This is a genomic window from Providencia sp. PROV122 (assembly GCF_028482365.1).
In the GTDB taxonomy this organism is placed as follows: Bacteria; Pseudomonadota; Gammaproteobacteria; order Enterobacterales; family Enterobacteriaceae; genus Providencia; species Providencia stuartii.
In genome coordinates, this window is record NZ_JAMPQI010000010.1 from 1 (window position 1) to 24746 (window position 24746).

At 43.1% G+C, this 24746-nt stretch carries 20 protein-coding genes, 1 tRNA gene and 1 pseudogene; 13 read left to right on the top strand and 9 right to left on the bottom strand.

The window, feature by feature from the left end; all coding sequences use genetic code 11:
• From PSE69_RS08420 to PSE69_RS08430, 3 genes and pseudogenes are all read right to left on the bottom strand, one after another.
• Positions 1-237, bottom strand: a pseudogene (locus tag PSE69_RS08420) (tyrosine-type recombinase/integrase); the annotation flags it as partial.
• 81 nt (positions 238-318) lie between these two features.
• A complete protein-coding gene (locus tag PSE69_RS08425) occupies positions 319-1584 on the bottom strand; it encodes a tyrosine-type recombinase/integrase (RefSeq protein WP_004915968.1) in 1266 nt (421 codons plus the stop codon).
• Positions 1585-1900: 316 nt separating this feature from the next.
• Positions 1901-1985: transfer RNA gene (locus PSE69_RS08430), tRNA-Leu, on the bottom strand.
• Between the two features lie 464 nt (positions 1986-2449).
• On the opposite strand from PSE69_RS08430, the gene ampH reads away from it, so the two are divergent.
• Positions 2450-3676 (top strand): D-alanyl-D-alanine-carboxypeptidase/endopeptidase AmpH, encoded by a 1227-nt coding sequence (ampH, locus tag PSE69_RS08435; protein ID WP_004915965.1) that lies wholly within the window; start codon positions 2450-2452, stop codon positions 3674-3676.
• Positions 3677-4268: 592 nt separating this feature from the next.
• Positions 4269-4691, top strand: coding sequence for a hypothetical protein (locus tag PSE69_RS08440; protein WP_004915963.1), 423 nt, complete (start codon positions 4269-4271; stop codon positions 4689-4691).
• 79 nt (positions 4692-4770) lie between these two features.
• Here the strand turns inward: PSE69_RS08440 and lptG are convergent, their stop codons facing one another.
• Both lptG and lptF read right to left on the bottom strand, forming a co-directional pair.
• Positions 4771-5847, bottom strand: coding sequence for an LPS export ABC transporter permease LptG (gene lptG, locus PSE69_RS08445; RefSeq protein WP_004915962.1), 1077 nt, complete (start codon positions 5845-5847; stop codon positions 4771-4773).
• The gene (gene lptF / locus PSE69_RS08450; RefSeq protein WP_004915961.1) at positions 5847-6944 is read right to left on the bottom strand and encodes an LPS export ABC transporter permease LptF; all 1098 of its coding nucleotides are present in this window, start codon (positions 6942-6944) and stop codon (positions 5847-5849) included. The genes lptG and lptF overlap by 1 nt, the downstream gene beginning before the upstream one ends.
• A 278-nt stretch (positions 6945-7222) precedes the next feature.
• On the opposite strand from lptF, the gene pepA reads away from it, so the two are divergent.
• The 4 genes from pepA (at position 7223) to PSE69_RS08470 (ending at position 13049) form a co-directional block, all read left to right on the top strand.
• On the top strand, positions 7223-8734 hold the full coding sequence (pepA, locus tag PSE69_RS08455) for a leucyl aminopeptidase (RefSeq protein ID WP_004915960.1): 1512 nt from the start codon (positions 7223-7225) through the stop codon (positions 8732-8734).
• 239 nt (positions 8735-8973) lie between these two features.
• Positions 8974-9423 carry a DNA polymerase III subunit chi gene (locus PSE69_RS08460; protein WP_004915959.1) on the top strand — a complete coding sequence of 150 codons (450 nt, stop codon included), beginning with the start codon at positions 8974-8976 and terminating at the stop codon, positions 9421-9423.
• A 13-nt stretch (positions 9424-9436) separates the two neighbouring features.
• On the top strand, positions 9437-12331 hold the full coding sequence (locus PSE69_RS08465; RefSeq protein ID WP_272675206.1) for a valine--tRNA ligase: 2895 nt from the start codon (positions 9437-9439) through the stop codon (positions 12329-12331).
• Between the two features lie 217 nt (positions 12332-12548).
• Complete coding sequence (locus PSE69_RS08470) at positions 12549-13049, top strand: GNAT family N-acetyltransferase (RefSeq protein WP_004915956.1); 501 nt, start codon at positions 12549-12551, stop codon at positions 13047-13049.
• Positions 13050-13124: 75 nt separating this feature from the next.
• On the opposite strand, the gene PSE69_RS08475 is transcribed toward PSE69_RS08470, so the two are convergent.
• From PSE69_RS08475 to PSE69_RS08485, 3 genes are all read right to left on the bottom strand, one after another.
• On the bottom strand, positions 13125-13523 hold the full coding sequence (locus PSE69_RS08475) for a MerR family transcriptional regulator (RefSeq protein WP_004915954.1): 399 nt from the start codon (positions 13521-13523) through the stop codon (positions 13125-13127).
• Between the two features lie 261 nt (positions 13524-13784).
• Entirely contained in the window at positions 13785-14138 is a 354-nt protein-coding gene (locus PSE69_RS08480) for a helix-turn-helix domain-containing protein (protein ID WP_004915952.1), read from the bottom strand.
• A 29-nt stretch (positions 14139-14167) separates the two neighbouring features.
• A complete protein-coding gene (locus tag PSE69_RS08485; protein WP_259466007.1) occupies positions 14168-14458 on the bottom strand; it encodes a YdgH/BhsA/McbA-like domain containing protein in 291 nt (96 codons plus the stop codon).
• 308 nt (positions 14459-14766) lie between these two features.
• Here PSE69_RS08485 and PSE69_RS08490 point away from each other — a divergent pair, with 308 nt between their 5' ends.
• The 6 genes from PSE69_RS08490 (at position 14767) to PSE69_RS08515 (ending at position 22922) form a co-directional block, all read left to right on the top strand.
• Positions 14767-15987, top strand: a complete 1221-nt coding sequence (locus tag PSE69_RS08490) for an efflux RND transporter periplasmic adaptor subunit (RefSeq protein ID WP_004915947.1) — start codon at positions 14767-14769, stop codon at positions 15985-15987.
• Positions 15987-19127: an efflux RND transporter permease subunit gene (locus tag PSE69_RS08495; protein ID WP_121875098.1), complete on the top strand. Its 3141-nt coding sequence runs from the start codon at positions 15987-15989 to the stop codon at positions 19125-19127. Before PSE69_RS08490 ends, PSE69_RS08495 begins: the two co-directional genes overlap by 1 nt.
• Positions 19128-19330: 203 nt before the next feature.
• Entirely contained in the window at positions 19331-21829 is a 2499-nt protein-coding gene (locus PSE69_RS08500; protein ID WP_121875097.1) for a heavy metal translocating P-type ATPase, read from the top strand.
• A gap of 58 nt (positions 21830-21887) precedes the next feature.
• Positions 21888-22157: a glutaredoxin family protein gene (locus tag PSE69_RS08505; RefSeq protein ID WP_014657353.1), complete on the top strand. Its 270-nt coding sequence runs from the start codon at positions 21888-21890 to the stop codon at positions 22155-22157.
• 44 nt (positions 22158-22201) lie between these two features.
• Positions 22202-22663: a Cu(I)-responsive transcriptional regulator gene (cueR, locus tag PSE69_RS08510; protein WP_004915938.1), complete on the top strand. Its 462-nt coding sequence runs from the start codon at positions 22202-22204 to the stop codon at positions 22661-22663.
• Between the two features lie 61 nt (positions 22664-22724).
• Positions 22725-22922 (top strand): heavy-metal-associated domain-containing protein, encoded by a 198-nt coding sequence (locus PSE69_RS08515; RefSeq protein ID WP_004915936.1) that lies wholly within the window; start codon positions 22725-22727, stop codon positions 22920-22922.
• Between the two features lie 172 nt (positions 22923-23094).
• Here PSE69_RS08515 and rraB read toward each other — a convergent pair whose 3' ends face one another.
• Positions 23095-23508: a ribonuclease E inhibitor RraB gene (rraB, locus tag PSE69_RS08520; protein ID WP_036944087.1), complete on the bottom strand. Its 414-nt coding sequence runs from the start codon at positions 23506-23508 to the stop codon at positions 23095-23097.
• 163 nt (positions 23509-23671) lie between these two features.
• Here rraB and argF point away from each other — a divergent pair, with 163 nt between their 5' ends.
• Positions 23672-24697, top strand: coding sequence for an ornithine carbamoyltransferase (gene argF, locus PSE69_RS08525; RefSeq protein ID WP_102780863.1), 1026 nt, complete (start codon positions 23672-23674; stop codon positions 24695-24697).
• Positions 24698-24746 lie beyond the last annotated feature (49 nt).

Genomic DNA, 24746 nt, shown 5'->3' on the forward strand with positions numbered 1-24746 from the left:
GCGATGAAAATTCCCATGAACAATATTGCCACCATTTCTCAATGAATCGATATAGTCGGCATACCACTGCATCATTTCACGTCTCCCTGCCAAATATTGCGCCATGGTTATAGGTTCCACGTATCGCATTTTTATTGCTATGCGCCAGCTGTGTTTCAATCCAAGCGCTGTTAAAACCTTTCTCACGATAATCCTCATCTCGTGGCGGAGACCGTGTCCTGTTAGCCTTCCTTCATACCTAAGCAATTAAATCGCTTTCTTGACTAACCAGCTTTTGATGAGTATCTAGCAAGGTATGCAAAACTGTATCTGCAAGCCTCACACTATCTCATTGCCTAATTTAGCAAAACTAAACGGCGAAATTTCCCTTTCCCTATTCGCATCCAGATAATCAGCCCACCATTGCACCATCAGTCGTCTTTCCTCAATATGCTCAGCCTTATGAATATAAGCAGCTCTTACTGAATTGCGTTCTTGGTGGCTCATTTGCCTTTCTACTGCATCCTTCGACCATAGCCCTGACTCAATCAACGAGCTACAAGCCATCGTTCTGAAACCATGTCCACAGACTTCCGTCTTAGTGTCATAGCCCATCACACGTAACGCGTTGTTAACTGTGTTTTCACTCATTGGTTTTCTAGGATTGTGATCGCCGATAAAGATCAGTTCGTGGTTGCCACTGAATTGATAGATCTGTTTTAAGATCTCAATGGCTTGCCGGCTTAAAGGGACTAAGTGAGGAGTACGCATTTTTGATCCACGATGAGAGTGCTTAACCCCTTCTATCGCTTCGCGTTCAGCAGGGATCGTCCACATGGCATTATCAAAATCGATTTCATCCCAGCGAGCAAAGCGCAATTCACTGGAACGAATAAAAACTAACAAGGTAAGTTTGACAGCAAGTTTAGTTAAAGGTCTTCCCTTATAATCATCGATACGTTGTAAGAACTCGGGTAGACGTTTAAGCTCTAAAGCGGCTCTGTGGACTCGTTTACCTGTCGCAACTGCACCCGCCATGTCTTGCGCTGGGTTATAGTCGATTAAACCGCTTTGTACGGCATAACGCATTATGGCTGTCACACGTTGTTGTAAACGTGCTGCAACCTCAAGACGTCCAGACATCTCTACGGCTTTAATCGGTTCAAGGAGATCACGAGTGTTTAGTTCGGCAATATTGCGTTTACCAATAGCAGCAAAGATATTGTCCTCAAGGCTTTTAAGGACTCGATGGCTATGCCCTTCTGACCACTTTTTATTGGTCGCGTGCCAATCACGAGCTACCTTCTCAAAGGTGTTAAATTCCTTTTGCTGTTCTTCCTTTAATTCTTTCTTGAGCTCGCGAGGATCGATACCTAAAGCGACTTGCTTTCTGGCAGCATCCCTTCTTTCTCTTGCATCCGCTAAAGAAATTTCAGGGTATACACCAAAAGCCATCAAGTGTTGTTTACCGCCAAAGCGAAAACGGAAACGCCAATATTTAGAACCATTGGGGTGAATATAAAGAAACAAGCCATCACTGTCTGTCAGTGTATAAGCTTTATCTTCAGGTTTAGCTGCACGAACTTTTGTATCGGTTAATGCCATATTCTTTATCCTCTTCACCCCAGAGTGAGTATATAAACGAGATATCTCAGATTACAGTCGATGATTTCGAGTTACATAAACAACTAAGTATCTACGCCAAAGGCTGCGCCTGCATTGCTTTAGCATTGGTAATTCAAGATATAATGAGTATACAAACATTATCGAAGCGAAGATATACTCAGTTATATACTCACTCGGAGGTTGATGTGGGTTGAGTTAAGTTGACATACATTGACTGAAAACGCGAGGGAAGCCTTGCAAATACTGGATTTTAGATACAAAAAAAGACGTCAGTTGACGTCTCTTGATGTTCTTATGGTGCCGAAGGCCGGACTCGAACCGGCACACCCGAAGGCGGTTGATTTTGAATCAACTGCGTCTACCAATTCCGCCACTCCGGCACGAAGTGATGTGTTTCTTGGAAAACGTGGCTATTATACTTGCCTTGTCTCGACTAGCAACATTTATCTTGATTATTCAGTTTGTTCGATTAAAAAAAAAGCATGTTGCTTAATATCTCCCTGATTGATATACCGTCCTGCCTTCTAAAATTGAATAACTACTCTCTCTATTAGCCATTTAATGCTTTTTGCTTAATGATCAGCCTAGACATATGTTACTTTAGTCAAATATTTGATTTAATCATTTGCTTCATCAAGGCTGCTGGCGACTTCATACGATTTTTGCTAGCGTATGCACATTGTTGAATTAGTAAAGGTATTTATACATGGGTTTTATAGGCTGGATAGCGACTGGCGTAGTTATTGGCATCCTAATAGGTGCATTAATGAAGGTCTTCGCTAAGAAAAAATAACCTTGGTCTGCTCGACCATCTGCAAAATTACCTATCGGCTGGCTCCTAAACATGAAGAGATCGTTTCTAAAAATTCTGTCAGTGTCTGCATTGTCTCTCGCATTAGCAGCTTGCTCAACGACGACAGAAAAACAACCTAAGTTTTTACAAGGCAATAATGACGCTGAGTCGAATGACTGGCGAGTGTTTGAAGGCGATAGAAGAACCTATGAGCGGGTTGCGAAGATTGTCGATCTGTATGCAAATCGCATTTTTAACGAAAGCGATGCTCGGGGCATGGCAATCATTGTTATTGATAATAACCAAACACTATCACGCTATTATGGGGAAACCGCCCCCGGAAATGGTAAAAAACCGGGCCCTCATTCGCTAGTTAGGATTGCCTCTATCACTAAGTTAATGACCAGTGAGATCTTAATTAAGCTGGAGCAGGATAAAAAATTACTGATAACGGATCCTCTACAACAATACAGTTATCATGGCGTCACTGTACCTGATAATAGTAGTGGTCACCCTATCCGTTTATACCATTTAGCAAGCCATACCAGTGGATTACCACGTGAGCAGCCGGGGGGGAAATGGGGTAGACCGGTTTTTATTTGGCCAACGCAGGATAATCGTTGGAACTGGCTAAAAAATGGTAAACTCGATGCGACACCGGGAACCGAAGCTGCTTACTCAAACCTTGCTTATGATCTGCTTGCTGATGCAATGGTTAAAGCATCGGGGCAGTCCTATCCACAGTTGTTCAGTCGTTATGTAACTTCTCCAGCCAAAATGACCGAAACAACCTATACGCCTAACGCCTCTCAATGCGCAAGGTTGATGGAAGGCACTAAGCCAAGCCCATGCCATAACACTTTAGCGGCGGCAGGAAGCGGTGGTGTCTATTCTACGCCTGCGGATATGCAAAAGTGGATGCAGCAATTTTTATCGACGGATAAAAACCTAAGAAAAGCCACAGCAGCACGTGAGCAAGGTATTTACTTCCCAAGAGAAAAATTACTTGATGTCAAAGGCATGGATGTTGCAGGTCATGCGGATGGTATTGGCCTTGGCTGGGTTTATATGAAGCCACAAAATGGTCGGCCGGGGATTTATCAGAAAACGGGTGGTGGAGGTGGGTTTAATAGCTATATGGCGATGATCCCACAACAAAATATCGGCGTTTTTGTGGTGATGACCCGCAAAGACAGCAGTAAGTTTAGTAAGTTAACCGTGGGGGTTAATGATATGGTGGCCGCTCTATCGGCTAACCATGCGTATGGAAAACATTGAAAGCGTACCGCCGACGCAATGAATGCACTGGCGAGTTATGCCCCAACCCTAAGACACTATTTTATTCAACTTGTTGCCCTTAAATTAGCAATAGGTTGATAAATAACTGCGAGTTGTCATTGCTAAACAGCAAGTTTTCTCGACTATTACCGAGCGATTTTGGTCGGTAATAGTCCTTGCAGCGCTAAAAGAGCCAGATGCGCTTAACTTTTATCCTTTGTTATCGCCAACCATAATGTATTGAATGCACGGCGAGTGATACTAACTCTAAATGCCCTTAAATTAGCAATGGGTTGATAAATAACTGCGTGTTGTCATTGCTAAACAGCAAGTTTTCTCAACTGTTACCGAGCGATTTTGGTCGGTAACAGTGCTTACCCGCTTAATTTTTATCCTTTGTGATCACAATGATAACCAGTAAGAGCTTATTTAATAGAGTGACAGCACGCATCACGGCACAAATCTTTTTATATTATATTGATGGCTTATTAATACTGTTCTTACTGTATAACTATCAATCATTGGTTTTTGCAAGCACCGAGACATATTCATCGCAATACTAGTGACATAAACAATTCAAGGAGAGAATTTTATGTCATCAATTATTATTAAAACGCATGGTGAGAAAGGGTTGCTGCAAATGCGAGATGGCACTTTTGCGAAAGTGACTAACGCCAATTGCCATGCGCTGCTAGCGGATAAAATTAAAGGCATAAAACAGAGCCCTTCGCTTATAAAACTATGCAGTTGTCATAGTGCTGAAGGGGGGCGCTTCTCAAATGCACAAGTCATGGCCAATCAATTAAAACTCCCTGTAATGGGGTTTTATGGCATCACGCACGAGAATATCGTAAAAGCAGCTACTGGCAATAAAAAAGCACACCCTATTTTCCATCCTCAAGAAAATAAATTAAATGCCAAAATAAGTGAGCTAGGTAATCGATTTATTGGTAACTTACTCAAAATTAGAATTTTTATTACTCATCCAACTCTCCCTGAGCCTTTCAAGTATTGATTGGTTTAATACAAATAAATAAGCCACCGCATTACTCAATACGATGGCTTATTGGAATATTATCGATTTTAAAATTGGCTTACTTACGTTTCACCAGTAAGACAATACTGACCCCAAGGAATAGGACGCTTGGTAGTAACGCCGCAATAATAGGTGGTATGGAGTAGACCAAACTCCACTTACCAAACCCTTCATTTAGGACATAAAACAGGAAGCCACCAACAATCCCAGAGACGACACGTACCCCCATCGGTACAGTACGTAATGGACCGAAGATAAATGAAACGGCCATAAACATCATCACTGCTGCGGATAGTGGCGCTAAGATCTTTTTCCACATACTCAATTCATAGACTGCGGCTACCTGCCCACTCTCTTTTAAGTAAGCGATATATTGATAAAGCCCGCGAATCGAAAGGGAGTCTGCACTCAAGGAAACGATACCGAGTTTTTCGGGTGTCAGGTTCGTTTTCCACTCATAAGTTAAGCGCTGGGAGCCCGTAATTTTTTTCTCACTACTTAAAATAGACTCATCAACTTGAGACAGCACCCACAATTGATTGTCTTTGTCATAAGCGCCGCTTGAAGCAAACATCACCGATGTTAACTTATGCTGCTCATTAAAGCGGTAGATAGACACTTCTTGAATCGATGTGGTATCAGAGACGCGTTGAATATGAATAAAATCAGGGCCATCTTTCGCCCACATCCCTTCATCGGTCACAACTAATGAGTTACCCACAATTTTTTCTGCGCGATAATTTCTCGCCCATTGATCTGCGCTTGGGGCAACCCATTCGCCAATCAACATCGCCACAATAACCAGAGGGATCGCTGTTTTCATCACGGACAGTGCAATTTGCAAGCGTGTAAAGCCAGAAGCTTGCATAACCACCAGCTCACTACGTGATGCTAAAGCACCTAACCCTAGTAACGCTCCGAGCAGCGCCGCCATCGGAAAGAAAATATCGATATCTTTTGGGATCGTTAATAACGTAAATACCCCAGCGCCTAGAGTCGTATATTCACCATCACCAACTTTACGTAGTTGCTCGACAAATTTGATGATCCCTGAAAGGGACACCAACATAAACAAGGTCATTAAAATAGAGTTGAGGATGGTTCGTCCAATGTACCTGTCTAAAACACCAAACATCAGGCAGCCCCTCTATTAAATTTGACGCGTAAACGGCGCATTGGCACGGTATTCCATACGTTTAGGATAATCGCTAAAGCCAGATACCCTAAGTTAACTGCCCACATTGCATATTTCGGATCAACATCCCCTTTTTCTGCGCTATTACGCAATGTACTTTGTAATAGGAAGAAAATAAGATACAGCAACATGGCTGGCAGCATGCTCAATACCCGCCCTTGACGAGGGTTCACTTCACTCAGCGGCACTACCATTAATGCCATCACCACCACCGAGAAGACAATCGTCAAGCGCCAATGGAATTCTGCATTGGAATCAAAGTCATTCGCCTTCCATAACTGAAGCATATTTTTTTGTTCGACTCTATCATTGCGGGCATCACTTGGTTTGTGATCAATAACCGCCTGATAATTTTTAAAGTCGGTGATGCGGAAATCACGTAATAATGCCGTTCCTTCGTAGCGAGTTCCTTCATCCAATACCACAATTTGTCGGCCATCGGCATCTTCTCGCATATAGCCACTATCGGCGACCACTACCGATGGGCGCTGTTCATTAGTGGCGCGCAATTGTGCTAAGAAGACATTTTTAAAGTCATTACCTTTGACGTCGCCAATATACAATACGATGTTTCTATCTTTGGTGGTTTTGAATTGCCCTTCCACCATGGCAGCTAGCCCAGGGTTAGCTTTAGCGTCTGCCAGCACCTGTTCTTGATATTGCGACGACCAAGGAAGCATCCACGCAATATTGCCTATTGCGACCAATGCGGTCAACGTTGCAAGCACCAGAGCGGCCTTAACCAGAACGCTTTTCCCGAGTCCGCATGCATGCATCACCGTAATTTCACTTTCGGTGTACAGTTTGCTGTATGTCATCAGTAGCCCAAGAAATAGGCTTAAAGGGAGGATCAATTGCGCCATTTCAGGCACGCCCAATCCCAGTAACGGTAATACTAAATCTGAAGGAATATTTCCCTGAACAGCAGCCCCGAGAATATCGATGGACTTCTGACTAAAAAAAATCAACATTAGCACAAAAAGGATAGCTAGCTGACTTTTCAGGGTCTCCCGTACCAAATATCTAATAATGATCACGCTTATACGCCTGTGAAAACTTGTCTTTTGGGTGGAAAATGGCTAAGTTCGTTCAATATCTACCATTTGTTAACATATACTCTGGCTCATTGTATGACTAGAATGATATAAAAGCATTCTCTATACTGATTACCCAATCAGAACATGCTTAATATTATTGAAATACCAGATATCTGCTCAGTTTAACATAAAGAGTTCATTCTCTATGAGGTAGATTATGCTGTAACGCTAATTTTAGCGGGAGCATGGGCCTTTGTCTTTAAGATTCAGGAGAACGCATGGAGTTTAGTGTAAAAAGTGGTAGCCCGGAAAAACAACGTAGCGCATGTATCGTTGTCGGAGTCTTTGAACCACGCCGTCTGTCCCCTATAGCTGAACAGCTGGACAAAATAAGTGACGGATATATCAGCGCCCTGCTGCGCCGCGGGGAACTTGAAGGTAAAGTAGGGCAATCCCTACTACTCCATCATGTACCAAATATCCTGTCTGAACGTATTCTACTCATCGGCTGTGGTAAAGAACGTGAGCTAGATGAGCGTCAATTCAAACAAATTATTCAGAAAACAATCAGCACATTGAATGAAACTGGTTCAATGGAAGCCGTCTGTTTTTTAACTGAGTTACACGTTAAAGGCCGTAATAATTATTGGAAAGTACGTCAAGCTGTTGAAACGGCAAAAGAGTCGCTCTACGTCTTTGATCAATTGAAAAGCAATAAAACGGAACATCGCCGTCCACTGCGTAAGTTGGTTTTCAATGTGCCAACACGCCGTGAATTAACGAGCGGTGAGCGTGCTATCGCCCATGGACTCGCCATTGCGTCCGGTGTTAAGGCCGCGAAAGATCTCAGCAACATGCCACCAAACATTTGTAATGCGGCATATTTAGCATCACAAGCACGTCAATTAGCTGACATTTCTGAAAATAGGCTGACAACACGTGTTATCGGTGAAGAGCAGATGAAAGAGCTAGGCATGAATGCTTACCTCGCTGTTGGTCAAGGCTCACAAAATGAATCGCTGATGTCTATCATGGAGTACAAAGGTAACCCTGATCCTGAAGCGAAACCTATTGTATTAGTCGGTAAAGGCCTCACATTTGACTCAGGTGGTATTTCTATCAAGCCAGCAGATAGCATGGATGAAATGAAATATGACATGTGCGGTGCTGCAACGGTTTACGGTGTGATGCGTTTTATCACCGAATTGCAGTTGCCAATCAACGTGGTCGGTGTGCTGGCTGGCTGTGAAAATATGCCAGGAGGACGAGCCTATCGTCCAGGTGATATCCTCACCACGATGTCAGGGCAAACGGTTGAAGTACTTAATACTGACGCCGAAGGTCGTTTAGTGCTATGTGATACCCTCACCTATGTCGAGCGTTTTGAGCCGGAATTGGTTATCGATATCGCCACATTGACAGGGGCTTGTGTAATTGCGTTAGGTAGCCATTACACTGGCTTAATGTCAAACCACAACCCTCTGGCTCATGAGTTATTAAACGCTTCTGAGCAAGCGGGTGACCGTGCATGGCGCTTACCGTTAGCTGATGAATACTATGAGCAAATCAGCTCTAATTTTGCTGACTTAGCCAATACAGGTGGTCGTCCTGCGGGTGCAATTACTGCGGGCTGCTTCCTCGCTCGTTTTGCGACCAAATACAATTGGGCGCACTTGGATATTGCTGGTACAGCATGGCGTTCAGGTAAAGCAAAAGGCGCAACAGGCCGTCCTGTGTCATTGTTGTCACAGTTCTTACTGAACCGCGCTGGCCTGAACGGCGACGATTAGTCTTAATTGATGTCCTATAATGACGCGAGTTACAGACCATTGCGTTGTAACTCGCGTCATGGGTCTAGACGCTAAATAGCTCAAGGTGTAGCGAGTCAAATTGGCGTTGCAACTTGAACTATGACGAGTATATAGCACTCAAGAGTGCGATACGCTAAAATAGCCCCATCTTCATTTCAGGGTATTGCCTGTCGCAATACCCTTTTTGCATAACATTTTTCTATTCCATAAAGAAAGAGATGAAAAACGCCACCTTTTATTTGCTTGAACAACCATCGCCGCAAGTAGAGTTAGAAGCCCATGAATGGCTTGCTTGCGAACTTGCGGCGCAAATGTGGCGTGATGGTAAGCGTGTTTTAGTCGCGTGTGAAACCGCTGAGCAAGCAGAAAAACTGGATGAGTCACTTTGGCAAAGAGATCCTCATCAGTTCGTGCCTCATAACCTCGCTGGTGAAGGGCCTCGTTATGGCGCACCGATTGAAATTTGCTGGCCGGGGAAACGTGGAAATGCCCAACGCGATATTCTGATCAATCTTCAGAGCCAGTTTGCAGACTTTGCCACTGCATTCCATGAAGTGATAGACTTTGTGCCTATTGATGAAACTTTAAAACAGTTGGCGCGTGAACGGTATAAAATTTACCGCAGCGTCGGCTTCAATTTGACTATGGCGACGCCGCCAACTAACTGAATACGATATAAAAATGGATAAGAAACCAGATAATGCGATTGCCGAGCCTTCGCTCGATAAAACTTATAATCCCGCTGAGATAGAGCAAGCACGCTATGCTCATTGGGAAAAAAGCGGTTATTTCAAACCAAACGGGGATACTAGCAAAGAGAGTTTCTGTGTCGTTATTCCACCACCAAACGTCACAGGTAGCCTGCATATGGGGCATGCTTTCCAGCAAACGATTATGGATACCATGATCCGTTACCAACGCATGCAAGGTAAAAATACGCTGTGGCAAACAGGTACTGACCATGCTGGTATCGCAACCCAAATGGTTGTTGAACGTAAGATCGCGGCTGAAGAGAACAAAACTCGTCACGATTACGGCCGCGATGCGTTTATTGACAAAATTTGGCAATGGAAAGCAGAGTCTGGTGGCACCATTTCACAACAAATGCGCCGTTTAGGTGACTCTGTTGATTGGGAGCGTGAGCGCTTCACAATGGATGAAGGCCTATCAAAAGCCGTTAAAGAAGCCTTCGTTCGTCTTTATAAAGATAACTTAATTTATCGTGGTAAACGCCTCGTTAACTGGGATCCTAAACTCCACACTGCGATTTCTGATTTGGAAGTCGAAAACCGTGAAATCAAAGGCTCCATGTGGCATTTACGCTATCCACTTGCAGATGGTGCAAAAACAGCCGAAGGTAAAGATTATCTGGTTGTCGCAACCACACGCCCAGAAACTATGCTGGGTGATACTGGTGTGGCGGTTAACCCAGAAGATCCCCGTTATAAAGATTTAATTGGTAAAGAAATTATTCTTCCAATCGTCAATCGCCGTATTCCAATTGTCGGTGACGAACACGCCGACATGGAAAAAGGCACTGGCTGCGTGAAAATTACCCCTGCTCATGACTTTAATGACTATGAAGTCGGTAAACGTCATCAGCTCATTATGATCAACATGATGGATTTAGATGGTAATGTCCGTAGTGAAGCAGAAGTCTTTGATACTCACGGTAACCCATCAACCGCATATAGCAGTGAAATCCCAGAAGCTTACCGTGGTATGGAGCGTTTTGCCGCACGTAAAGCGATTGTCGCGGAATTTGAGCAGTTAGGTTTATTGGTTGAAGTTAAGCCGCATGACTTAACAGTGCCTTATGGTGACCGCGGTGGCGTCGTTATCGAGCCAATGCTAACTGACCAATGGTATGTTCGTACTAAGCCGCTAGCAGAAGATGCCATTAAAGCGGTTGAAGATGGTCGTATTCAATTCGTACCTCGCCAATACGAAAATATGTATTACTCTTGGATGCGTGATATCCAAGATTGGTGTATCTCTCGCCAATTGTGGTGGGGTCATCGTATTCCTGCATGGTATGACGACAAAGGTAATGTCTATGTGGGTCGCGATGAAGATGAAGTTCGTCGTGAAAACAACTTGGGGGCAGAGATTGCACTGCGCCAAGACGAAGACGTATTGGATACTTGGTTCTCTTCTGGTTTATGGACCTTCTCAACATTAGGCTGGCCTGAAAATACCGAAGCACTGAAAACGTTCCATCCTACCGATGTGTTGGTCAGTGGTTTCGACATTATTTTCTTCTGGATAGCCCGCATGATCATGATGACCATGCACTTCATTAAAGATGAGAACGGCGTACCGCAAGTACCGTTCAAAACCGTTTATATGACGGGTTTGATCCGTGATGAAGAAGGCCAAAAAATGTCTAAATCCAAAGGGAACGTTATCGACCCTCTGGACATGATCGACGGTATTTCGTTAGAAGATCTGCTTGAGAAACGTACTGGCAATATGATGCAGCCACAATTGGCTGAAAAAATTGCCAAGCGTACTCGCAAAGAGTATCCAAACGGTATTGAAGCACATGGTACTGACGCACTACGCTTTACCTTAGCGGCGCTTGCCTCAACAGGCCGAGATATCAACTGGGATATGAAACGTCTGTCTGGCTACCGCAACTTCTGTAATAAATTATGGAACGCAAGCCGCTTTGTCCTAATGAACACAGAAAATCAAGACTGTGGTCAGAACGGTGGTGAAATGAGCTTCTCTTTGGCTGATCGCTGGATCATGGCTCAGTTCAACCAAACCATCAAAGCGTACCGTGAAGCCCTCGATACCCATCGTTATGATATTGCCGCGGGTATTTTGTATGACTTCACTTGGAACGAATTCTGTGACTGGTACTTGGAGCTATCAAAACCTGCTGTTCACAAAGGTAATGAAGCGCAAGCTCGTGCAGCACGTTTCACGCTGATCGAAGTATTAGAAGCGCTATTACGTTTAGCACACCCTATTATTCCATTTATCACGGAAACTATCTGGCAACGTGTGAAAGTCGTCAAAGGGATTGATGCAGATACCATCATGCTACAACCATTCCCTGAATTTGATGCAGCTAAAGTGGACGAGCAAGCACTGAGTGATTTGGAATGGATCAAAGAAGCTATCATTGCTGTCCGTAATATTCGTGCCGAAATGAATATTTCGCCGGGTAAACCACTAGATGTATTACTGCGTGGTGTTTCTGAAGATGCGAAACGTCGCGTTGCAGAAAACCAAAACTTTATTAAATCCATGGCACGCCTTGCAAGTATCACGGTACTGACAGACGGTGAAGAAGCGCCAGTTTCTGTGACAAAACTGGTTAGCGGTACTGAGCTATTGATCCCAATGGCAGGCCTGATTGATAAAGATGCCGAGTTAGCGCGTTTGGATAAAGAGTTAGAGAAAGTACTCAAAGAGATTGAGTCTATCGAAAGCAAACTCGCTAATGAAGGTTTTGTCAGCCGTGCACCTGCTGCCGTTGTTGAGAAAGAACGCGAGCGACTAGCGGCTAACATTGAAGCTAAAGGTAAGTTAGAAGCACAAAAAGTGACCATTGCGTCGCTATAATTTGCCTCTTTCACACTGACTTAAAACCCTTATTGGTTCGCCAATAGGGGTTTTTTATTAGAACACCTATCTAAATAAGTAAATCAATCCCGAACCCTATACCCACGTTAATTAATCGATTATTATGATACGACTGCGTTCGCAGATCTCAGATTGAAGTTCCCTTCTGGTTCTCTCTCACTGAGTAGTACAAAACAATAAATAAAGAGAGTTTCTCATGACAACAAATACAACAACCCACACTATTCGTTTAATCGAACAAAAAGATAATGCGGGGATTGCCGCGGTTATCCGTGAAGTTTCAGCAGAACATGGCTTAACGGCTGATAAAGGTTTTGCGGTAGCCGATCCTATTTTAGATACGCTCTATGAAGTCTATAGCAAGCCTCGTAGTGCTTACTGGGTCGTTGAAATGGACGGTAAAATTGTCGGTGGTGGTGGCATATCACAATTAGCTGGCGGTGATAATGAAACAGCCGAGCTACAAAAAATGTATCTCTCTTCGGTATTAAGAGGTAAAGGGGTCGCTAAGCAGATTGTACTAATGTCATTAGAGTTTGCTAAAGCACAAGGTTATACACGCTGCTACCTAGAAACAACCGCAGATTTACAAGCAGCCATTAAACTGTATGAGAAATTAGGCTTTGAATTTATCGATGAGCCACTCGGCAATACAGGCCACAGCGATTGTGAAATCCGTATGCTAAAAGCACTGTAATCACAGTCTCCATAAGGATAGCCAAGCTGCTATCCTTATTACCTATATAGATAGAAAATCGTATAACGTTAAAGATCAAATCTCTTTAGATAATAAGTTTTTTATTATCCCACACTTATGATTGCTATTCATTTCATTGCTATGATCTTGTAAGATAATCAATTCTCTTTCGAGCTTTTTCAGCTTTTCGATATTTTCTCTAATATTAAATAGATGTGAGTTAATCACTCCCTCAACGAGCTCACAATCATCACTATTATTATCCACCAGATCTAATAGTTTTTTTATTTCACGATGAGACATATTAAGACTACGGCAATTTTTTATAAAACGGAGTCGTTCAATATGGTTTTCACTGTAACTGCGATAGTTATTATCATTTCTATTCGGAGGAACGATTAGGCCCTCTTTTTCATAAAACCGTATTGTCTCTCTTGGAATATTGAATAATTTTGATACTTCACCTATTTTCATATTCTTCCACCTAAAAACAGAGATAGGTTATTTTAAATTTTCAATAATGCTAATCCTTACCATTATTGTAAGGTCAAGAAAAACGATGATTTGATTATTTTTCTTATTTAATTTTTTTATTTCAACAAATTAAAAGTAAAACCATCAAAGGTTAACCTATTCAGCTAGCCGCTAGACCAACAATTTTTAGTTTATTGCATTATCTAGCTGGCTAGCTAGGCTTAATACTTTATGACACGATTGTTATCAAAATACGCTATACTACGCATGGTACCTGAGTGCGGTTTCTCTCCTATATTTAGCAGGGGTTACTTTCAATTTACGCTTAAAAGCTCTTGTTAACCCTTGCTGTCCATCAAAACCGTATCTAAAAGCAATATCAATAATCTTGTCATTTGTCTGTTTCAAATCAGATGACACCTTTAATAGCCTATTAATTAAAAGATATTGCCCTAAGCTGACGCCCACGGTATTTTTAAAAATACGTTGAAAATACCATTTTGAATAGCCAGCCCTATGAGAGATTTCCGCAATATTCAGTGGCTTATCCACATTCATATCAATCCATAAAAGAATATCTTGTATCACATTTTCTCTAATGGTGTGATGACTCATCGCTCATCTCCTTATAAAATCAAAGGATTTTATTGATAAAATATAACATGTCCTCGGAGTTTAGTTTCGCCACTTACTCCAACAATTTTATAACTACTCGCCCCTATCTTTTTTGCCGTTTCCTGAGCTTGCGTTTCTATTGATGATAAACTCGCATCACCAATAAATGTGGCTGAGCTGAGTATTTTTTTATGCGTATCTACAGATAAATAATTCTCAGTAACCTTACTTGATGCCTGTTGAGAATATGTTTGATTATTTGCAGCGACGCCTTGATAACTAACTAGGCTTAATACAAATAAAGCGATAATCTTTTTCATCATTAATCCTTATTTATGTCCGTGTTTTAATTAATGATGAATATTAAAAACCTTAAAGTAGATACAAGGTCAATAACTTATTTGGCTTTTGCAAACTTATTTTTATATCTATCTCTAAGATAACCTTATTGAGAGTATTCAATTTATTTAATTAAAAATAAACGTAAACACTGTCCTTCAATATATTCCCACACCTGCTTGCATTAAAACTGTTGACCTTACAACTACTGTAACCTTTACCCTTACACAACATTGGTTATTCAACATTAAAGCTAACAATGAAATCAATTAATTAGGTAAAGTTTATTATGAAGATGAAAATCGGAATATATGCGACATTTGTTGTGGCTATGGGGATAAGCGGCCTCGCTATCGCACAAGATGCTAATAATGATAATAAACCCGAAACGACAAGTTCTACGATGCTCCCTAAAGTGCCTGTCGCGGAAGTGATCCAACGGGAAATGACTCCTTTTTCTGAATTTACAGGCTACTTAGCTTCACCCAAAACGGTTGATTTACGCTCTCGCGTGGGTGGACGGATTAATTCTGTAGACGTTCCTGAAGGGCAACTGGTTAAAAAAGGTGATTTACTCTTCCAAATCGACCCTCATCCATTTCAAATCGCCTTGCTTGAGGCTGAGGGAAAATTAAGCCAAGCAGAAGCCTTAGCGGCTCAAGCTAGTAGAAATTACCAACGCCTCAAAGGATTAGTAAATAAAGGTGCCGTTTCGCGGAAAGATTATGATGATGCCTTATCCACGCTGACCGCAAATAATGCACAAGTAAAATCAGCAAAAGCCGCGGTAGAATCCGCCAAACTCAATTTATCTTATACGCAAATTCGTTCCCCTATTGCAGGCCGAGTCGATAGAGCCTTTATTACTGAAGGGAACCTAGTGACTGGTGGTGACACCAGTAGTGCAACACGTTTAACTACGATTGTTTCAATTGACCCAATATATGCTTATTTTGATATTGATGAAGCCACTTTTCATCAATTAGCGGGGTTACAATCATCAACAATAAGCAATACTAAGGCCACATTACCGCCCGTTACCATACAATTACCGAATGAAAAAAGTACCCACTATTTAGGAAGCCTGAATTTTGTTGGTAACCAAATAGAGCGGACAACAGGCACAGTAAAAGTGCGCGCCGTCGTTGCTAACAAAGAGGGGAAACTGATTCCCGGCGCTTTTATTCGTGCACAACTTCCTACCGGCCCTAAAAAAACCACCATTTTAATTGATGACCAAGCAATCGGCTCTAATCAAGGGCAAAACTATGTCTTGGTTCTTGATAACAATAACCAAGCTGAATATCGCCCTGTCCAGTTAGGTGCCCTAGTTGATGGCCTTAGAGTGATCAATGAGGGTTTAACTGCGGGTGAAAAGGTCATTATTAAAGGCCTTGTTAGACCGGGTATGGCGGTGATGCCTGAATACACCTCAATGGAGCCTTCATCAACAAAAGAGCCTCACCAAACTCAACATCAACCTTCAGATGAAATAGAGGAAAACAGATAATGAATTTTCCCCGTTTCTTTATACAGCGCCCTATCTTTGCCATGGTCTTATCAATATTTATATTGATAGCAGGGATTTTGAGCTTTTATAAATTGCCCCTAAGCGAATATCCATCCGTGACTCCCCCTACGGTTCAGGTTATCGCCAGTTATCCAGGTGCAACACCCAAGGTGATTGCTGATACGGTGGCCTCCCCCATCGAACAAGCGGTTAATGGGGTAGAAGGCATGCTCTATATGAGCTCGCAAATGTCGACCGATGGAAAAATGGTACTGACCATCTCTTTTAGGCAAGATGTCGACCCCGATATTGCACAAATTCAAGTGCAAAACTTAGTTTCGCGCGTCATTCCTCGCTTGCCTCAAGAAGTTCAACAAATTGGCGTCACAACGGAAAAAACGTCACCGGATGTCCTAATGGTCGTCCATATGTACTCACCCAATAATGTCTATGACCCACTGTTTGTCTCTAATTACACTTTACTCAATGTGCGTGATGAAATTGCTAGATTACCCGGTGTTGCCAGCGCATTAGTTTGGGGGGAAGGTGAATATGCGATGCGAGCATGGATTGATCCCACAAAAGTCGCATCATTAGGCTTAACGGCAAATGATATCGTTACGGCTATTCGCGAACAAAATATTCAAGTCGCTACAGGTTCGATTGGGCAGCAGCCGAACTCAACGTCCTCATTTCAAATCAGCGTCAATGCACTTGGTCGACTCACAACCGAAGAGCAATTTGGCAATATTATTATTCAAACAGGCGAAGATGGGCAGTCGACCTATTTAAAAGATGTCGCTCGATTAGAGCTAGGTGCCGATAATTATTCACTTCGCAGCTTACTGAATGGGCAAAACGCGGTTGGCTTACAGATTGTCATGAGCCCCGGAGCAAATGCGTTGGAAGTGGCGGAGTCGGTACGAGAAACCATGGCTCGTTTACAGGCTAACTTTATCGAAGGGATCGACTATAAAATTGCCTACGATCCAACTATTTTTGTCAGCGCCTCACTAAAATCGGTCGCTATCACCTTACTTGAAGCCACCATATTAGTGGTTATTGTCGTGGTGCTCTTTTTACAAAGTTGGCGAGCATCAATCATTCCGTTAGTAGCTGTTCCCGTATCACTCGTGGGAACATTTGCCTTTATGTACCTATTCGGCTTTTCTCTCAATACACTATCGCTATTCGGTTTAGTTATCTCAATAGGGATAGTGGTGGATGACGCGATAGTCGTCGTTGAAAACGTTGAAAGGCATATCTCGGAAGGATTAACACCAAAAGAAGCCGCCTTTAAAGCGATGGAAGAGGTCACAGGCCCTATTATTGCCATTACATCAGTATTAGCGGCTGTTTTTATTCCAACCGCATTTTTATCCGGTTTACAAGGTGAGTTTTATCGACAATTTTCATTAACAATCGTGATTTCAACGATTATTTCTGCGATTAACTCATTGACCTTATCTCCTGCTCTCAGTGCTATCTTACTGAAGCCCCATGATAAAAATAGCAAACCAGACTGGTTGACTCGCATTATCAATGCGATATTTAGTCGCTTTTTCGCTAAATTTAATCTCTTTTTCAATGCATTATCCAACAAATACGTTCAGATTGTACGCCGCTGCATACGAGGAAGTTTAATTATTCTTGTGCTATATCTTGGCTTTGTTGGGCTAACCGCACTCGGGTTTAAAGTGGTTCCTAATGGCTTTGTTCCTGCACAGGATAAATATTACTTAATTGGCGTCGCGCAATTGCCTTCGGGTGCTTCTCTCGATAGAACAGAAGCGGTTGTTAAAGAGATGTCACGCCTCGCACTGATGGAGCCTGGTGTTGAAAACGTGGTAGCGTTCCCTGGCCTCTCTGTAAATGGCCCCGTTAACTTACCGAATTCAGCACTCATGTTTGCAATGCTCAAACCGTTTGATGAGCGTACAGATCCTTCACTATCAGCAAATGCCATCGCCGAACGCCTAATGGGTAAATTTAGTCAAATACCGGATGGTTTTGTTGGCATATTCCCTCCACCTCCGGTTCCCGGCTTGGGTTCGATGGGGGGCTTTAAGGTACAAATAGAAGATAGGGCTGATCTTGGCTTTGATGCGTTAGCGCAAGTGCAAGAGCAAGTGTTGATGAAAGCAATGCAAGCCCCCGAATTAACCGGCATGATGGCAAGTTTCCAGACCAATTCGCCACAAATCGATGTGGATATTGATCGCGAAAAAGCCAAAGCGCAAGGTGTTACGCTCACCGATATCTTTGATGCATTACAGATTAATTTGGGATCACTCTACGTCAATGATTTCAATCGTTTTGGTCGAACCTATCGTGTCATTGTGCAAGCAGATACGCCCTTTAGAATGGATCCTAAAGATATTGAACTCATCAAGGTACGTAATAAGCATGGGGAGATGATCCCTCTGAGTAGCTTAGTGACGATTACCCGTACAAATGGCCCTGATCGCGTGATCCACTATAACGGTTACCCTTCTGTCGATATCACCGGCAACGCGGCTCCTGGCTTTACTTCAGGACAAGCCACTGATGCGATGGAGAAGATCTTACGTGAAACATTGCCCGAGGGCATGAGCTTTGAATGGACAGATCTAACCTATCAAGAGCAGTTAGCGGGTAATTCAGCACTCTATATTTTCCCATTAGCAGTGCTATTTGCTTTCTTGATCTTGGCTGCTCAATATAACAGTTGGTCATTACCATTCTCTGTACTATTAATCGCGCCAATGGCTCTACTTTCTGCTATTGCCGGCGTATGGTTGCTCAATGGAGATAATAATATCTTCACACAAATCGCTTTCATTGTACTGGTCGGCCTTGCTGCAAAAAATGCGATTTTGATTGTTGAATTTGCGATCGCCCAAGAGAAACAAGGAAAAGATCCTTTAGCCGCCGTATCAGAAGCCGCTCATCTACGATTACGCCCTATTTTGATGACATCCTTTGCCTTTATTGCTGGCGTGATCCCGCTTGTTTTAGCGACGGGAGCGGGTTCAGAGATGAGACAAGCCGTGGGGGTTGCGGTGTTCTTCGGCATGCTAGGTGTAACGCTATTTGGTTTACTATTAACCCCTGTTTTCTACATGATGATACGTAAATTAGCGGGTAAAAAATCCCCATAATCGACCTCAAAAACAGTTCGCGAAACAACGATAGTTTAGCGAACTCATAATACAAACCTATTATATTGCATATAAAACAAAGAGATAGTTACATTTGACTGTGGCTATCTCTTTTTTGAACATAATAATAAAAAAAATGCTTGACCTTCCCCTTAAGGTAAACGTTAGGCTTTACGCATGATGATACTTAAGAGGGTAAATCAATGACTACGAATCTATCTCAATCTTCAGCCAATAGGCTGAGTTTACCAGTCGAAGGAATGACCTGTGCATCCTGTGTAGGCCGTGTCGAACGTGCCTTAAAAGCGGTCGATAATATTGATACCGCCGTCGTAAACTTAGCAACTGAACGTGCAGACATTACATTTAAAGAGCATGTTGATGTAGACGCCGCGATCCGTGCGATTGAAAGTTCAGGCTATAAAGTCAGAGAAGAAATCACAGAATTAGCCATTGAAGAGATGACGTGTGCATCTTGTGTTGGTCGTGTTGAAAAAGCACTTACTCAAATACCCGGTGTTATTGAAGCGAGTGTCAATTTAGCCACCGAGCGCGCTCGCATTCGCCATTTGTCTGGAGCCGTCACTGTCGCTGACTTAGAAGCTGCCGTTGTTCAAGCCGGTTATAAGCCTCGTCGCTTATCCGATGCCAGCACCAATGTGAATGAGCAAGCGGATGAACGTCGTGAACAAGAGGAGCGTTCACTGCGCCGTTCACTATTTACTGCCGCAATATTTACGCTACCAGTATTTATTATTGAAATGGGCTCTCACTTTATTCCGGGTATTCATCATTGGGTTGCAAATACTCTCGGTCAGCAACTCAATTGGTATATCCAATTTGTGTTAGCCACTCTCGTTTTATTCGGCCCAGGCTTGCGCTTTTTCCAAAAAGGGGTTCCCGCGTTGCTGCGTGCTGCACCGGATATGAACTCACTGGTTGCAGTCGGTACGGCAGCCGCTTACGGCTATTCCGTTGTTGCCACCTTTATGCCACAAATTCTGCCCGTTGGCACTGCGAATGTGTATTTCGAAGCCGCGGTCGTTATCGTGACATTAATTCTGCTTGGTCGCACATTGGAGGCGCGAGCAAAAGGGAAGACGTCTCAAGCCATTAAACGCCTTGTTGGCTTACAAGCCAAAACAGCACGAGTGGCACGTGATGGCAAAATGATCGAAATTCCACTCGATGAAGTCGCCACCGACGACATTGTTTTCGTTCGTCCGGGTGAAAAAATTCCTGTTGATGGTGTTGTTATCGAAGGGGCTTCTTATGTCGATGAAAGCATGATCACCGGTGAACCGGTTCCTGTCTCAAAAGAAATAGGCTCTGAGGTTGTCGGCGGTACTATCAATAAAACAGGGGCATTCAGTTTCCGTGTGACCCAAATTGGTTCAAACACCGTATTAGCACAAATTATTCGCTTAGTTGAAGAAGCGCAAGGATCCAAACTACCAATCCAAGCATTAGTGGATAAAGTCACGATGTGGTTTGTGCCAGCGGTCATGGCAGGTGCAGTTATCACTTTCTTTATTTGGTTGATTTTTGGCCCAGATCCTGCGCTCACCTTTGCTCTGATCAACGCCGTTGCGGTATTGATTATTGCATGTCCGTGTGCGATGGGCCTTGCGACACCAACATCTATTATGGTCGGTACTGGTCGTGCAGCGGAATTAGGTGTTCTTTTCCGTAAAGGTGAAGCCTTACAAGCTCTGCGTGATGTCAGTGTCGTCGCTCTGGATAAAACCGGTACGTTAACAAAAGGTCGCCCTGAATTAACCGATCTCGTTCCAGCAGAAGGATTTGAATATGATGAAGTTTTAGCCTTAGTTGCTGCGATTGAAACCCGCTCCGAGCATCCGATAGCCGAAGCCATTGTGGCTGCCGCAAAAGAAAAAGGGATTTCATTTGCCGCAATCGAAGAATTTGAAGCTGTACCTGGGTTTGGTGTTTCAGCGAAAGTAGGAGGCCGTTCAATTTCTGTCGGGGCTGACCGCTTCATGAAACAACTCGGCTTAGAAGTGAGCCATTTCCAACCAACCGCATTACGTTTAGGCGAACAAGGCAAAAGCCCGCTGTATGCGGCAATTGATGGGCGTTTAGCAGCAATTATTGCCGTTGCTGACCCAATAAAAGAGACCACCCCAGAAGCGATTAAAGCCTTACATTCATTAGGCTTAAAAGTGGCGATGATCACCGGTGATAATGCGGCAACGGCTGCTGCAATCGCTAAGCAACTCGGTATTGATGAAGTGGCTGCCGAAGTACTGCCTGACGGCAAAGTCGCAGCACTAAAACAGTTCCGTAGTAATGGCAATAAAGTCGCCTTTGTGGGGGATGGTATTAACGATGCTCCTGCACTTGCCGAAGCCGATGTTGGGTTGGCTATCGGTACGGGAACAGACGTCGCCATTGAAGCGGCAGATGTGGTCTTGATGTCAGGTGACTTGCGTGGTGTTGTCGATGCAATTGCCTTAAGCCAAGCGACTATCCGTAATATAAAACAAAACCTATTTTGGGCGTTCGCTTATAACGCGCTCTTGATCCCAGTGGCAGCAGGCTTACTGTACCCAATTAATGGCACTTTGCTTTCACCGATTTTAGCGGCGGCGGCAATGGCTCTTTCTAGCGTCTTTGTATTAGGTAACGCCTTACGTCTTAAACGCTTCCAAGCACCGATGAAAGAAGGCATCACTCAATAAACAATCGACAAGCCAGGCCTTGCTCAGGTCTGGCTATACCAATCGAAAGGAGAACATGATGGCGCTGACATCTCAACCTAAAATTACAATTTACACCACCCCCACCTGCCCCGATTGCCAATTGCTCAAAGAGTGGTTGGTTAAAGAGCAACTTACATTTGACGAGCGGGATCTGACCGACCCACAAATTATGGCCGAGGCGAAGGCGCGTACTGGCGTACGTGTCGCGCCAATTACCCTAATTGGAGAGCATCTATTTTACGGCACTTTTGCCTCACAAAAACCAAACATTATCGCCGCTCTTAAACGGGCAAAAGAGAAGTCATAAGCACCTTGTTTCAAGGGGTATCATACTGTTGGAGAGGTAAAATTATGAATATTGGTCAAGCAGCCAAACTTTCTGGTATCTCAGCAAAAATGATCCGTTATTATGAACAAACAGGTTTGCTCCCCAAGGCTAAGCGTACCGATGCAGGATACCGTTATTACAATCAATCCGATGTCGATAGCTTTAATCTTATCCGCCGCGCTCGAGCACTCGGTTTTTCCACTGAACAAATTTCTGTTTTACTGTACTTATGGCGGGATAGAGAACGCACTAGCGCCGATGTTAAGGCGATGGCACTCACCCATCTTTCCGAGCTAAAAAGAAAAATCAATGAACTACAAGCTATCGCTAAAACATTAGAAACACTGACTCAACATTGCCATGGCGACAGTAAACCTGATTGTCCGATCATTGAAAATTTAGTGAACCCAACAAAGCGCGATGAGACGCCGCCAGCTAAAAATCGTCGATTCGATAATTTCTCAATGCGTATGGTAAAAAATTGATTGACCTTCCAATAGGGGGAAGCTTTATATTGATTAACGTATTGATAATAGGAGTGTAAAAATGATTAATTTAACTATCCCAAAAATGGCTTGTGATGGCTGCGCGAAATCAATCAAAAAAGTGGTATTAGATATTGATGCGCAAGCACAGGTTGAAGCAGACCCTGCGACGAAAAAAGTGCAGATCAACAGCCGTATTGATGAAAGTATTTTCCGTACCGCACTCAGTACAGCAGGGTACCCAGCAGATCCAGCTTAAGAAAGGTTTATTGATAGCTGGCTGACTAAGATAGATATGCCATGTTAGCCAGTTATTTAGGATATGGATTGAATCGTTAACTATTTTTCGGTCATCATGTGCCTGCTTTGTTGTTAGGATCAACATATCAAAAGCAGGCAATTACACGGTTTAAATTACAGCCTTTGCCGAATTAATGAAAACGTTCTCCACCTTCTTCGCCGTCTTCGTCTTCGTCATCATATTCAGCATCAGGGTCTTCAAAGTAAGTTCCCCAACCATCATAGTTGATACCTAATTTTTCAGCTAACTTCATCAACTGTTCAACTTGCGCATCGATCAACTCTGCATTAAGTGCACTTTCGCTGATCACATCACAACACATTAGCGTCACACCATTTTCGACTTCCAGCTCTTCCGCATCAGTGACTTCATAACCTAATTTAAAGGCTTCTACTGCTGCTTTTTCTAGTAGTTCAAAATTGTCTGCTGAGAAATGGTGTTCAATTGCATACAATGCATCAGGATCACTGCCATCCTCCAGTAACTCTTCAATAATTAGACGCGTTTCTTCGTATTGTGCCTCTAACTCAGCTTTATCCACCATATCCACACCTCTTTTTTCATTATCGCTAGTCTCTAGGCCATTCTCCCATAGGGCTGCCAGTGACACCATACCTGAATGAATAATTTCTTTTCTATTGGGGGTTGATTTTGAATTTTTATGAATATAAATTGAATATTAATTCAAATAAAAAAGGCTGAATTTTATGAACCCCTTCTATAAAAAGCATTTTCTTAGGTTACTTGATTTTACACCTAACGAAATTCATTCATTATTGAAACTGTCAGCATGGCTAAAAGCACAGAAGAAAGCTGGCCTCGAAAAACCGCTACTCGCGGGTAAAAATATTGCCCTTATCTTTGAAAAAGACTCTACACGCACACGCTGCGCCTTTGAAGTTGGAGCGTTTGATCAAGGAGCTAGAGTGACTTACCTTGGCCCTTCCGGTAGTCAAATCGGGCATAAAGAGACCATGAAAGATACCGCGAGAGTGCTTGGTCGGATGTATGATGGTATTCAATATCGGGGGTTTAGTCAGTCAACGGTTGAAACCTTAGCAACACATTCGGGAGTGCCTGTATGGAATGGATTAACGAATGAATTCCATCCCACACAGTTATTAGCCGACTTACTCACTATCCGAGAACATCAACCGAACAAGCCTCTATCCGAAATTAAATTTGCTTATTTAGGCGATGCGCGTAACAACATGGGGAACTCCATGCTAGAAGCCGCCGCACTGACGGGGATGGACGTACGTTTAGTTGCACCAAAAAGTTGCTGGCCGGAAGCTGAATTAGTTGAAATTTGCCAAAAAGCGGCGCTGAAAACGGGAGGGAAAATCACGCTCACTGAGAATGTCGCTGAAGGGGTCAAAGGTGCAGATTTCCTGTATACCGACGTTTGGGTGTCAATGGGTGAAGCAAAAGCAGTCTGGGCTGAACGAATTCATTTACTTAAGCCATATCAAGTGAATATGGATGTCATTAAGCTCACTGGTAACCCAGATGTCAAATTCCTACATTGTTTACCTGCATTTCATAATGAAGATACTACCCTTGGCGCACAACTCGCTAAAGAGTTTGATATGTGGGGAGGTTTGGAGGTCACGGAAGAGGTTTTTGAATCCCCTTACAGCATTGTGTTCGATGAAGCAGAAAACCGTTTACACACAATCAAAGCGGTAATGGTTGCAACATTAGCACCTGAATTACCTCGTGGTGTTATTTAATTGAGTGGCTTAGGTCGGTGGTGCCTACTCATAAAAGTTGAGGTAATAG

Excerpts from the sequence above, each read along its gene's own strand:
- PSE69_RS08425 (WP_004915968.1), bottom strand. The coding sequence starts at position 1,584 with ATGGCATTAACCGATACAAAAGTTCGTGCAGCTAAACCTGAAGATAAA.
- cueR (WP_004915938.1), top strand. The coding sequence starts at position 22,202 with ATGAATATTGGTCAAGCAGCCAAACTTTCTGGTATCTCAGCAAAAATG.
- PSE69_RS08515 (WP_004915936.1), top strand. The coding sequence starts at position 22,725 with ATGATTAATTTAACTATCCCAAAAATGGCTTGTGATGGCTGCGCGAAA.
- rraB (WP_036944087.1), bottom strand. The coding sequence starts at position 23,508 with ATGGTGGATAAAGCTGAGTTAGAGGCACAATACGAAGAAACGCGTCTA.
- PSE69_RS08465 (WP_272675206.1), top strand. The coding sequence starts at position 9,437 with ATGGATAAGAAACCAGATAATGCGATTGCCGAGCCTTCGCTCGATAAA.
- PSE69_RS08475 (WP_004915954.1), bottom strand. The coding sequence starts at position 13,523 with ATGAAAATAGGTGAAGTATCAAAATTATTCAATATTCCAAGAGAGACA.
- PSE69_RS08460 (WP_004915959.1), top strand. The coding sequence starts at position 8,974 with ATGAAAAACGCCACCTTTTATTTGCTTGAACAACCATCGCCGCAAGTA.
- PSE69_RS08480 (WP_004915952.1), bottom strand. The coding sequence starts at position 14,138 with ATGAGTCATCACACCATTAGAGAAAATGTGATACAAGATATTCTTTTA.
- argF (WP_102780863.1), top strand. The coding sequence starts at position 23,672 with ATGAACCCCTTCTATAAAAAGCATTTTCTTAGGTTACTTGATTTTACA.
- PSE69_RS08490 (WP_004915947.1), top strand. The coding sequence starts at position 14,767 with ATGAAGATGAAAATCGGAATATATGCGACATTTGTTGTGGCTATGGGG.
- PSE69_RS08505 (WP_014657353.1), top strand. The coding sequence starts at position 21,888 with ATGGCGCTGACATCTCAACCTAAAATTACAATTTACACCACCCCCACC.
- PSE69_RS08470 (WP_004915956.1), top strand. The coding sequence starts at position 12,549 with ATGACAACAAATACAACAACCCACACTATTCGTTTAATCGAACAAAAA.
- PSE69_RS08495 (WP_121875098.1), top strand. The coding sequence starts at position 15,987 with ATGAATTTTCCCCGTTTCTTTATACAGCGCCCTATCTTTGCCATGGTC.
- PSE69_RS08440 (WP_004915963.1), top strand. The coding sequence starts at position 4,269 with ATGTCATCAATTATTATTAAAACGCATGGTGAGAAAGGGTTGCTGCAA.
- PSE69_RS08500 (WP_121875097.1), top strand. The coding sequence starts at position 19,331 with ATGACTACGAATCTATCTCAATCTTCAGCCAATAGGCTGAGTTTACCA.
- PSE69_RS08485 (WP_259466007.1), bottom strand. The coding sequence starts at position 14,458 with ATGAAAAAGATTATCGCTTTATTTGTATTAAGCCTAGTTAGTTATCAA.
- ampH (WP_004915965.1), top strand. The coding sequence starts at position 2,450 with ATGAAGAGATCGTTTCTAAAAATTCTGTCAGTGTCTGCATTGTCTCTC.
- lptG (WP_004915962.1), bottom strand. The coding sequence starts at position 5,847 with ATGTTTGGTGTTTTAGACAGGTACATTGGACGAACCATCCTCAACTCT.
- pepA (WP_004915960.1), top strand. The coding sequence starts at position 7,223 with ATGGAGTTTAGTGTAAAAAGTGGTAGCCCGGAAAAACAACGTAGCGCA.